This is a genomic window from Burkholderia sp. E168m23 (genome assembly GCF_016586125.1).
GTDB classification, from domain to species: domain Bacteria; phylum Pseudomonadota; class Gammaproteobacteria; order Burkholderiales; family Burkholderiaceae; genus Burkholderia; species Burkholderia orbicola.
In genome coordinates, this window is record NZ_BCPP01000882.1 from 1 (window position 1) to 3,013 (window position 3,013).

Below are 3,013 nucleotides of genomic sequence, written 5' to 3' on the forward strand. Positions count from 1 at the left end.
GGATGGTCGCGCTGCTCGGCAGCCTGTACGACGCGGTGGCGCGCGCATCGCGCGACTGGCTGGTCGAATTCGCGACGACGCGTGCGCCGAGCGGGCTCGGCGCGCCGCTCGCGACGCTGCCGCGCGTGCAGGAGGCGGTCGGCGAAATCGAGGGCTGGCTGCACACGAACCGGGTGCTGCTCGACGATCACATCGCGCGCACCGACGCCGGCAATGCGCCGTCGGTGACGACCAGCGGTCTCGTCAAGCGCACCGTGACCGAGCAGGCGATCCGGACGGTCGAGCAGGCGCTGAAACTGTCGGGCAATCACGGGTTGAGCCGCACCAATCCGCTGGAGCGCCACTATCGCGACGTGCTGTGCAGCCGCGTGCATACGCCGCAGGACGATGCGATCGCGGTGGCGGCGGGGCGGGCGGCGCTCGATGCGGCGCCGCGCGGGCAGACGCACGCGGCGGCGGACGCAGCGTCACGCAACGGGGGCGAACGCGGTCGACATGATGCGTGAGCCGGGCCGGGTTGCCGGGCACGGCAACGGCGTGGCGCGCCGCGCGGCCGTCGTGGCCACGACGGCCGCCACAGTCAGGTCAAGCGGCCTTGTCGTGCGATCGCTCGGGCAGCGCGAACGCGGCGCGCGCATGCGCGGCGATGGCCGCGAGCGGCGCGTCGAAACGGGCCGCATCGTGCCGGCGCAGCAGCCACAGATCGATCTGCGGCTTGAAATCGGCGAGTGGCACGATGTCGAGCGCGTCGCGCAGCGGGCTGCCTTCGACGAGCGGCAGCGGCATCAGCCCGAGGCCGAACCCGTTCGCGACGCTCTGCAGTTGCAGGTCGCGGCCGTACGCGTCGAGCGTGACCGGCATCGGCAGACCCTGGGCGTCGAGCGCGCGCCGCAGGCCCGCACGAAAACCGCAGCCGTCCGGATTGAGCACCCAGCCGCGCGCATGGCAATCGGCGAGCCGGTAGCTGCGGCGCGGCCAGTCGCCCTTGCGGCCGACCGCGACGAGCCGCGTGTCCAGCAGCCGAACGCCTTCGACCTGCGCCGGCAGCACCATTTCGCGGGCAAGGAAGACGAGCGCCGCATCGAGTTCGCGGCGGGCGATGCGTTCGACGAGCAGGCCGCCCCATGCAGTCGTGACCTGCGTCGCGAGCGCGGGCCATTGCGCGGCGAGATCGCCGATGAGCGCCGGCAGCATCAGCTCGCCGAGCCCCTGCGTGACCCCGATCCGGAATTCGCCGGCCGGCGGCTGCTGGCCGGCCGTCAGTTCGCGCAGCGCGTCGACCTCGCGCAGGATCGCGCGACACTGTTCGAACACCTGCCGGCCGATGTCGGTCGGGCGCGGCGGCTTCGTGTTGCGGTCGAGCAGCGTCACGCCGAGCGCTTCCTCGAGATTCTGGACGCGCCGCGTGATCGCGGGCTGCGTCATCCCGAGCTCGGCCGCGGCCTGGCTCAGGGTCTGGCAGCGGACGACCGCTGCAAAAGCGTCGATATCGCTAATTTTCATGTTTGTTCTGCATGGTCTTTCAGGTGCATCATGACGATCCATTATATTCGGCATCATATTCGAGGAGACGGCCGATGAGTACGCTTTCGTTGCAACAGACGCCGCTGCGCCCGTTCGTCGAGGGTCTGGATGCGCTGCTCGCGTCCGGCGCGAACGAGGCGCGCATTCTCGACGAGGGCGGCGCGCTGCTCGCCGCGCTCGTCGAACACGACGACTGGTTGCCCGACGCGTTCGCGCAGCCCGATCCCGAGCGCTACCGGCAGTACCTGCTGCATCTCGACCCGGACGAACGCTTCTCGATCGTCAGTTTCGTGTGGGGGCCCGGCCAGGCGACGCCGATCCACGACCACACGGTGTGGGGGCTGATCGGGATGCTGCGCGGCGGCGAGTTCTCGCAGCCGTACCGGTTCGACGCGGCCGGCAAGCCGGTGCCTGCCGGCGACGCCGTGCGGCTGCGGCCGGGCGAGGTCGAGGCCGTGTCGCCGCGCATCGGCGACGTGCATCGCGTGACCAACGCGTTCGCCGACCAGGTATCGATCAGCATCCACGTGTACGGCGCGAACATCGGCAAGGTCGAGCGCGCGGTGTACCTGGACGACGGGACCGTGAAGCCGTTCGTGTCGGGCTATTCGAATGCCTGACGCACGGCCCGCTGGCGTGACCCGTTGCGGGCGCGCGCCGGCAGGGCCACGCTCGATCCGTTCCGCTTCATTCACCGACTTCAACGCATTCAACATAGAGACATCGTGACGCAATCCGCCGATTCCATTTCCCGCTTTCCCGTCGCGTCGTACGAGGATGTACGCGCGCGCCTGCTGGCCCGCGACGAGATCGCGCTGATCGACGTACGCGAGGAAGATCCGTACGCACAGGGCCACCCGCTGTGGGCGGCCAACTTTCCGTTGTCGAAGCTCGAACTCGACGCATGGACGCGGATTCCGCGCCGCGACACGCCGATCGTCGTGTTCGGGGAAGCGGGCGGCGAGGATCTCGCGCCGCGCGCGGCCGCGACGCTCGCGCGGCTCGGCTACACCGACGTGCGGCTGCTCGACGGCGGCCTCGCGGGCTGGGTCGCGGCGGGCGGCGAACTGTTCATCGACGTGAACGTGCCGAGCAAGTCGTTCGGCGAATGGGTCGAGGCGGAGCGCCATACGCCGTCGCTGTCCGCGCAGGAGGTCCAGGCGCTGATCGATGCGAAAGCCGATGTCGTGATCGTCGACGCGCGCCGCTTCGACGAGTACCAGACGATGAACATCCCGACGTCGACCAGCGTGCCGGGCGCGGAACTCGTGCTGCGCGTGCGCGCGCTTGCACCCGATCCGCGCACGCAGGTGATCGTCAACTGCGCGGGCCGCACGCGCAGCATCATCGGCACGCAATCGCTCGTCAACGCGGGGCTGCCGAATCCGGTCGCCGCGCTGCGCAACGGCACGATCGGCTGGACGCTGGCCGGCCAGACGCTTCGTATAACTTCGTATAATGTATGCTATACGAAGTTATTACGGGCTTT

The 3,013-nt window shown here is 69.6% G+C and carries 4 protein-coding genes; 3 read left to right on the top strand and 1 reads right to left on the bottom strand.

The genetic code is table 11. The annotated features are described in order from the left end of the window. The coding region (locus JMF90_RS31295) for an acyl-CoA dehydrogenase family protein (RefSeq protein WP_201325889.1) at nt 1-506 on the top strand (506 nt) is incomplete at its 5' end. A gap of 79 nt (nt 507-585) precedes the next feature. On the opposite strand, the gene JMF90_RS31300 is transcribed toward JMF90_RS31295, so the two are convergent. Further along, entirely contained in the window at nt 586-1,560 is a 975-nt protein-coding gene (locus JMF90_RS31300; protein WP_011547819.1) for a LysR family transcriptional regulator, read from the bottom strand. Between the two features lie 17 nt (nt 1,561-1,577). Here JMF90_RS31300 and JMF90_RS31305 point away from each other — a divergent pair, with 17 nt between their 5' ends. Continuing rightward, entirely contained in the window at nt 1,578-2,144 is a 567-nt protein-coding gene (locus JMF90_RS31305; protein ID WP_011547818.1) for a cysteine dioxygenase, read from the top strand. Nucleotides 2,145-2,249: 105 nt separating this feature from the next. After that, nucleotides 2,250-3,013: rhodanese-like domain-containing protein (locus tag JMF90_RS31310; protein WP_268906075.1), on the top strand; the 764-nt coding region annotated here is incomplete at its 3' end.

What these genes read in the sequence shown, in the direction of transcription:
- JMF90_RS31300 (WP_011547819.1), bottom strand. Translation starts at nt 1,560, where the DNA reads ATGATGCCGAATATAATGGATCGTCATGATGCACCTGAAAGACCATGC.
- JMF90_RS31305 (WP_011547818.1), top strand. Translation starts at nt 1,578, where the DNA reads ATGAGTACGCTTTCGTTGCAACAGACGCCGCTGCGCCCGTTCGTCGAG.